General features: G+C 43.5%; 13 protein-coding genes. 11 read left to right on the plus strand and 2 right to left on the minus strand.

Annotated features, from left to right (window positions below; genetic code table 11):
* Positions 1-168 precede the first annotated feature (168 nt).
* The 9 genes from DCC82_RS16205 to DCC82_RS16245 all read left to right on the plus strand — a co-directional run bounded on the left by DCC82_RS16205 (position 169) and on the right by DCC82_RS16245 (position 4,638).
* Positions 169-348, plus strand: coding sequence for a hypothetical protein (locus DCC82_RS16205; protein ID WP_233253062.1), 180 nt, complete (start codon positions 169-171; stop codon positions 346-348).
* Positions 326-1,606, plus strand: coding sequence for an Ig-like domain-containing protein (locus DCC82_RS16210; RefSeq protein ID WP_199222365.1), 1,281 nt, complete (start codon positions 326-328; stop codon positions 1,604-1,606). Before DCC82_RS16205 ends, DCC82_RS16210 begins: the two co-directional genes overlap by 23 nt.
* A gap of 16 nt (positions 1,607-1,622) precedes the next feature.
* A complete protein-coding gene (locus DCC82_RS16215; RefSeq protein ID WP_108430508.1) occupies positions 1,623-1,823 on the plus strand; it encodes a hypothetical protein in 201 nt (66 codons plus the stop codon).
* Positions 1,823-1,966 (plus strand): XkdX family protein, encoded by a 144-nt coding sequence (locus DCC82_RS16220; RefSeq protein ID WP_108430509.1) that lies wholly within the window; start codon positions 1,823-1,825, stop codon positions 1,964-1,966. The genes DCC82_RS16215 and DCC82_RS16220 overlap by 1 nt, the downstream gene beginning before the upstream one ends.
* Before the next feature lie 62 nt (positions 1,967-2,028).
* Positions 2,029-3,174: a siphovirus ReqiPepy6 Gp37-like family protein gene (locus tag DCC82_RS16225; protein WP_108430510.1), complete on the plus strand. Its 1,146-nt coding sequence runs from the start codon at positions 2,029-2,031 to the stop codon at positions 3,172-3,174.
* A 13-nt stretch (positions 3,175-3,187) separates the two neighbouring features.
* Positions 3,188-3,406 carry a hemolysin XhlA family protein gene (locus DCC82_RS16230; protein ID WP_108430511.1) on the plus strand — a complete coding sequence of 73 codons (219 nt, stop codon included), beginning with the start codon at positions 3,188-3,190 and terminating at the stop codon, positions 3,404-3,406.
* A complete protein-coding gene (locus tag DCC82_RS16235) occupies positions 3,406-3,663 on the plus strand; it encodes a hypothetical protein (protein WP_061579903.1) in 258 nt (85 codons plus the stop codon). Before DCC82_RS16230 ends, DCC82_RS16235 begins: the two co-directional genes overlap by 1 nt.
* Positions 3,663-4,361 (plus strand): N-acetylmuramoyl-L-alanine amidase, encoded by a 699-nt coding sequence (locus tag DCC82_RS16240; protein WP_108430512.1) that lies wholly within the window; start codon positions 3,663-3,665, stop codon positions 4,359-4,361. The genes DCC82_RS16235 and DCC82_RS16240 overlap by 1 nt, the downstream gene beginning before the upstream one ends.
* Positions 4,362-4,422: 61 nt before the next feature.
* A complete protein-coding gene (locus tag DCC82_RS16245) occupies positions 4,423-4,638 on the plus strand; it encodes a hypothetical protein (protein ID WP_108430513.1) in 216 nt (71 codons plus the stop codon).
* Between the two features lie 26 nt (positions 4,639-4,664).
* On the opposite strand, the gene DCC82_RS16250 is transcribed toward DCC82_RS16245, so the two are convergent.
* Both DCC82_RS16250 and DCC82_RS16255 read right to left on the minus strand, forming a co-directional pair.
* On the minus strand, positions 4,665-4,928 hold the full coding sequence (locus DCC82_RS16250; RefSeq protein WP_108430514.1) for a hypothetical protein: 264 nt from the start codon (positions 4,926-4,928) through the stop codon (positions 4,665-4,667).
* Positions 4,925-5,125, minus strand: coding sequence for a helix-turn-helix transcriptional regulator (locus tag DCC82_RS16255; protein WP_108430515.1), 201 nt, complete (start codon positions 5,123-5,125; stop codon positions 4,925-4,927). The genes DCC82_RS16250 and DCC82_RS16255 overlap by 4 nt, the downstream gene beginning before the upstream one ends.
* Before the next feature lie 230 nt (positions 5,126-5,355).
* Here DCC82_RS16255 and DCC82_RS16260 point away from each other — a divergent pair, with 230 nt between their 5' ends.
* Together DCC82_RS16260 and DCC82_RS17765 are read left to right on the plus strand one after the other, a co-directional pair.
* Complete coding sequence (locus DCC82_RS16260; RefSeq protein ID WP_233253063.1) at positions 5,356-5,745, plus strand: hypothetical protein; 390 nt, start codon at positions 5,356-5,358, stop codon at positions 5,743-5,745.
* Complete coding sequence (locus DCC82_RS17765) at positions 5,742-5,912, plus strand: hypothetical protein (protein WP_187252127.1); 171 nt, start codon at positions 5,742-5,744, stop codon at positions 5,910-5,912. The genes DCC82_RS16260 and DCC82_RS17765 overlap by 4 nt, the downstream gene beginning before the upstream one ends.
* Positions 5,913-6,111 lie beyond the last annotated feature (199 nt).

The raw sequence follows: 6,111 nt of genomic DNA on the forward strand, positions 1-6,111 counted from the left end.
GTTCAGCGAACACACACAAGTCGCTTGAAGCCCCCACCTCTAAGCGAAGCGTAGGTGGTGGGTAGTTCACTTTTATATAAAAAACAGAAGTGTTACTTCATAATATGGACAACTCATCGAAAAGTGCGCGATCAATCAAAACGAGCGATGAAACGGCGGATAAAAACGATGGATCGCAAGTTAAAGGAGGGATTGTTGACGGAAAAAGAAGTGAAACAAGCTGTTGATAGCTGGCTTGGTCATGCACGCCATAGCAATTCTTACAACCTAGCAAAGAAAATATTTGCTCCATATCCGTATATCAACGTGGAAGGAGAGATGAAGTTTGGCGAACGGCGACTTAATTAAGTTAGGTACGTTCTATCTGAATGGTGTAAAACAACCGAGACCAACGAAACCTTGGAGAACTGATTCAACTCCTCCTAGCGCTCCAAGTGTAGGTGACATTCCCGTTTTTAGTGCAGGACAATCTATTGAGATAAGAGATACTGATCCCAATGACGCTTACAAAATTCAATGGCGAGAAGTTAATGACGGAAGTAAGAAACTATTAATCTCTGACCGTGTTTTGCTTGTAAATGTGTCGTGGGATGATTTGAATGCTCAAGGTCTCATTTTCGGAAAAACTATTACAATTGATGGGAAACAATATAAGCTACGAGTTCTCACAGGCGGAAGCAACTATCGTTCCGGAAAAGACGCCTACTCCGGAGGTTCTCCTTCTAACAATGAATGGGATCGAATAATCACAAATGAGGCGGGATTTAGCGGTTTGCCGGTACCATCCGCAACAGATTTAGATACTTCTCAAAACTCAACAGACTTTAATAGTGCACATAATCAGTTTTGGAATTGGTTTTATATAGATTCTTGGGCACAGGAAGCATACACAGGAAACAGCGCCTACCGCGCGGTCCGCGGGGACGACTCGGCTCGCCACTGGGGCTACAGTTCGTCGGACCTCCGCTATCCGTACGTCGGTTGGCGCCCCGTCCTTGAAGTTCTGAATTCTGCCCCTGTGATTTCTGGCAGTGACAGCAACTTAGGAAACAAATCTGCACCTTTTACAATCAACTACTCCGTTAACGACACAGATACAAGCGATACACTCACAGTCACAGAAAAAGTCGACACAACGACTATACGCACAATCAACAATGCAGTCCGTGGTCAAACATATACACTCGATTTAAGTAGTGTATGGTCAACTTTATCGCTTGGCTCACATACTATTACGATTACTGTCAATGATGGAAAAGGCGGTACAGCAACACGGACATATACGTTCACGAAAACGGACGACCGCATCAAATTTACGCTGAAAAATCCGATTGAAACATCAATTGCGGCAAAGAAAATTGTGGTGAGCGGTGTATTAACTGTCCCGAATGGCGCGACATTGAGTGTGAAAGCCTGCAACAACGGCTTCGATTCAAATCCGACATGGGAGGACATCACAACGGCGTTTTTGAATCGTCAGGCATACTCATTCACAAACACAACAAAAACAGCTGCGAAGTGGGGAATTAACATTCAATTTGAGATATTGAAAGGAACCGCAACCGATCAAATTATCGTTGACGGCTTTGGTTTCTCATTTGAGTAAAAGGAGGTGACAAAAGATGAAAAGCATCCGCATTAAAGACTTGGAGATTGTCGAACAGGAACGGCAACGGGAAGAAGCGATAGAGACAAGCACAGCGATGGCATTAGCGCGGCTAGCCCTTGAAAATCAAAAGAAGGACGTATTGATTGAACAATTGACGCAGACAGTAGCCAATTTGAACCTCGAAATTATGAAACTCAAAGGAGGAGTTAATTAATGAAAAGCACGTTCTTTGATTTTTACAATCTGCTCTACAAAATGGGATACTTAACAAAAGATATTGTCCACGAAGCGGCAGAATGGGGAGTTATTACTCTTGAAGAATATCAAGAGATTACAGGTGAAGAATTCGTTGCATAATAGGACGATAATGCGACACAACACCGATTTAATAACGGTGTTTTTTTATTAGGTGGTGAAACATGAAACCAATTCGGATTTTGACACCGACACTTGATTTACTTGCTGAAATTGACGACTATGAATCGTTGCTATTCACAAGGCGATGGCATGAAATCGGCGAGTTTGAACTGCGAATCAATCGACATAAAAGGCATACAGAGCTCCTGCAACGTGGAAATCTCATCATGCTCGGTGCAAGCAGGAACAAGGTTGGTATCATCCGCCATCGTGAAATTGAGCTTGATGAAAACGGAAAGGCATCGGAAAACTGGTTCGTGAAAGGTATTGCACTAAAAGGAGTCGTAGCACAACGGCTTGTTGTTCCTCCTGCCAACGACAGTCACGACAGAGCCAGCGGAGCCGCAGAATCGGTCATGAAGCATTATGTGTACTGCCACGTTGTCAATCCGGTAGATGTGAAGCGGAAAATCGACATGATCGTGATTGCTTCGGACCAGCAACGCGGTTCACAAATCAGTTGGGAATCGCGGTTCAAAAACCTTGCCGATGAGCTTATTGAAATCTCAAAAACTAGCGGGCTTGGATGGGATGTGTTTCTCGATTTCCAACAAAAAAAATGGATATTCGATGTATTTGTGGGGAGGGATTTAACCGTCAATCAATCGGTTAACCCTCCTGTTATTTTTAGCCCACAATTCGAGAGTCTGAAACAGCTGTCATTTGTTGAATCTGACTTCAACTATCGCAACTATGGCTACATCGCTGGGCAAGGCGAGGGCGAGGATCGGCGTGTAGTTGAAGTTGGCGAGGCTGAAGGTCTTTCTCGTATTGAAACCTTCATTGATGCTAGAGATATATCGGAGCAAGACGAAGATCAGCAAGCACTTCCGGAAGAACAGGTCATTGCGAAGCTACGAGAAAGAGGACAGCAAAAGTTGTTGGAGTTCGCTCAGGAATTTTTCCTCGAAGGACAAATTCTCACGAATTCGCCTTTTGTCTATGAAAAGGACTACGACCTAGGCGATATAGTGACCATTCAAAACCGAGAATGGGGCATTACACGTGATGCGCGCATCACCGAAATCAAAGAAATATACGAACCAGGCGGCTTTCAAATTGAGGCGACTTTTGGAGAGAGCCGACCGACATTGATAAAGAAACTGAAACAGGAATTGGCTCAAATTAGTGGAGAAGTCCGGAAATGAAAGGTGTGATTCGATGGAACAACGTGTCGCAAAACTGGAAGCAGATGTGACAATGCTTCGTGATGATATGGTTGATGTCAAAACTCGTTTAGCCGTTGCGGAGAGTAATATCCGTGACATGAAGGAGGACATTTCAACGATCAAAAGCAACACAACATGGATTTTGCGTTTAATTATCGGCGGCATCGTTGGAGCGGTGCTGTCGTTTATTATTCAAGGGGGAATGCGGTAATGGAAAGTATCCTTTCGATTGAATTTACAGCGTATGTGGCGTTGGCGGTCTTGCTTTATGCAATTCGCCAAGCGGCAAACATTCCAAATCGTTATATTCCGTTAGTAGCCGTCATTCTAGGCGTGGCGTTCTCGGCATTTGAGAGTCACGCTTTTTCGTTTGATGTGTTAGTTACTGGGCTGAAATATGCCTTATACGGCATTGGTTCTGTAGCGGCGATCAAGTACGCAATCGAAAAAGCGGGAGGGGATAAGTAATGGTGAAACTCATGATTGACCCAGGACATGAAGGCGTGGAGAAAAACCTCGACCCTGGCGCAGTGGCCAACGGACTAAAAGAAGCTGACCTAACATTAAAAATCGCCAAACACATCTATGACATGTTAAGTGAATACGAAGGGGTACAGGTTCGCATGACGCGAACGGGAAACCAATGCTTAACGCTTTCTCAACGCGCCAAAATGGCGAACGATTGGGGTGCTGACTTTTTCCTATCCATCCATATCAATGCCGGCGGCGGCACGGGATTCGAATCATATGTGCACCCAAACGCTAACTCAGCAACGATTGCGTATCAAAATGTAATTCATGCAGAAATCATGAAAGCGATCGGTGATGTACGAGATAGAGGAAAGAAACGTGCTAATTATGCGGTACTTCGTGAAACGAAGATGCCGGCCCTCTTAACCGAGAACCTATTCATCGACAACGCCAACGACGCAGCAAAATTGAAATCGGACCAATTCTTACAACAAATCGCCTACGGTCACGTCATTGGTCTTGAAAAGGCATTTGGATTGAAGAAAAAAGCAAAACCGACACCATCACAGCCGCAACAAAAAGTGTCTGACGGAAAATTGTATCGTGTGCAAGTTGGGGCGTTTTCTGATCGAAAGAATGCCGAGAAGTTAGCTGAAGAACTGAAGAAAAAAGGATATCCAGCAATTATTGTGTAGTCCCTGCCGCCTGGCAGGGCTTTTTTTATTTTTGTGGAATTGATTATTAGGAGGTGATACCATGTTCAAAATCGTCGGCCGACTGCGTTGTCCCTTGTGTTCCAATCCAGTTCAACCAGACGAGAAAGTGTTCCTCGACATTATTAACACCATTATCCACAAAAAATGTTACTACCAATCTTCACGCCGTCTCCCGATCAAAGATGAAGGTCCATTCCAGAAAATACTCCTAAAATATCCGTTTTTCAATGAGGACGATGAAGATGATTCTATGTAAAAAGCCCTTCTCATGAGAGAGGGGCTTTATTGTGCTTGCACACCTTTTTCTTTATTTACTTTCCACGAATACTTACAATCTTGGCATTGATTCATTTTTGGTAACAAAAACGCTATAGGACTAAACAATGCTAGTATACCGCCTAAAATGAACAATGGTAAAAAGAAAATGCCTAACAACGATATAAAACCAGCCATGCAGACGAACAATAAAAAGAAAAATCCTTTTCCGCGTTGTTGTACTCGATTACTTCCGCATCGTGGACATGGTTCCCATCCATCTTTTCTCACTGTTTTTCCTCCTCAACTAATTCTTCCATTGGTACGCCCAACAGTTTAGAAAGTTGATACGCCTGCAACAGATCAGGCTGCGTTTTGTTATTTACCCAGCTTGAAAACGTCTGGACAGATACACCGCACTGTTTCGCGAGTGCTTTATGTTTCATTCCTTTTTCCGCAGCCCAATATGCAATTCTGTTTCGATACATATGTATTCACCTACTTAAGTATTACCTATTCGACAAGAATGGACAAATTCCTGTTAAAGAATTATAGAACAAAAGTTAAAGAAAATTAGAAGGACAAGTTATATTGGACAATCCTTCCCTCATACTCTTTACCATACCAAACAAAATTCCACACAGCATACCCGATTTCCTTCAAAGTAGCCAATCATGCAATCTTTCAGAAAAACAGGGAATGAGGGGAGGAACGTCAGTTGGAACATGAATGGGGATTGCGGAGCATCTTCCAGGCTTACACTGAATATCGAAAACGACATCGAAAAATAAACGAGTTCGAGTATCTTGAAAGCACACCATACTTGCACAGTTCTGACTACTTGAAGGAGTTGTATCGCGGCGCGGACACAAAGGAGAAGAAGCAAAAGTTATTCGACTACATCCAGCGTTTCGAAGTGAATGACAAAGAGTATAGAGGGTACTATTCGCTTTACGAACAAATTGGCAGGGAACTGGGGTATATCGAGGACGATGACGAAATGATTGAAATCGCGATTCCGAAATCGCTGCTATTCGAGTATTTTGAATGGCAATCGGAGAGGGACGAAGGATTGTTTGACCAACTTTTAAAGGAGGATGACAGATGATCGAAGTGATCGGCGGTGGGCTTGTGTTGATTGGAGTTGCTTATGCGGAGAACAAAGGATGGGTAGACAAGGAAAGCGTGTCTTTCGTGCTCAATGTGGGAATGCAAGCGGGAATATGCGCGAGCTTGTTCTACTTCTTACACAAGTTGTCTATTTTGTTCTTGTGACATGTTCCCGCGCATATTCCCCCGCAGACGGAGAGTGGGTCCATTTAAAACCCTATTACCATGCGTATGAACGAGCTTTCGGGAATATTCCCGTCAATTGGGATACTATATCTTTTTTCGAGGTGTTTTTTAACATCTTTCCGAAAGAAGTCTCCTACTTCTAAACGTGAAGGTGCGCCAGCACCAGTGAAAGTGGGAG

Source organism: Geobacillus sp. LYN3 (assembly GCF_003064505.1).
GTDB lineage: Bacteria > Bacillota > Bacilli > Bacillales > Anoxybacillaceae > Parageobacillus_B > Parageobacillus_B toebii.

Bases quoted from the DNA above. Each gene is read 5' to 3' on its own strand.
- DCC82_RS16205 (WP_233253062.1), top strand. From the start codon at position 169: ATGGATCGCAAGTTAAAGGAGGGATTGTTGACGGAAAAAGAAGTGAAA.
- DCC82_RS16215 (WP_108430508.1), top strand. From the start codon at position 1,623: ATGAAAAGCATCCGCATTAAAGACTTGGAGATTGTCGAACAGGAACGG.
- DCC82_RS16220 (WP_108430509.1), top strand. From the start codon at position 1,823: ATGAAAAGCACGTTCTTTGATTTTTACAATCTGCTCTACAAAATGGGA.
- DCC82_RS16245 (WP_108430513.1), top strand. From the start codon at position 4,423: ATGTTCAAAATCGTCGGCCGACTGCGTTGTCCCTTGTGTTCCAATCCA.
- DCC82_RS16240 (WP_108430512.1), top strand. From the start codon at position 3,663: ATGGTGAAACTCATGATTGACCCAGGACATGAAGGCGTGGAGAAAAAC.
- DCC82_RS16235 (WP_061579903.1), top strand. From the start codon at position 3,406: ATGGAAAGTATCCTTTCGATTGAATTTACAGCGTATGTGGCGTTGGCG.
- DCC82_RS16225 (WP_108430510.1), top strand. From the start codon at position 2,029: ATGAAACCAATTCGGATTTTGACACCGACACTTGATTTACTTGCTGAA.
- DCC82_RS17765 (WP_187252127.1), top strand. From the start codon at position 5,742: ATGATCGAAGTGATCGGCGGTGGGCTTGTGTTGATTGGAGTTGCTTAT.
- DCC82_RS16230 (WP_108430511.1), top strand. From the start codon at position 3,188: ATGGAACAACGTGTCGCAAAACTGGAAGCAGATGTGACAATGCTTCGT.
- DCC82_RS16255 (WP_108430515.1), bottom strand. From the start codon at position 5,125: ATGTATCGAAACAGAATTGCATATTGGGCTGCGGAAAAAGGAATGAAA.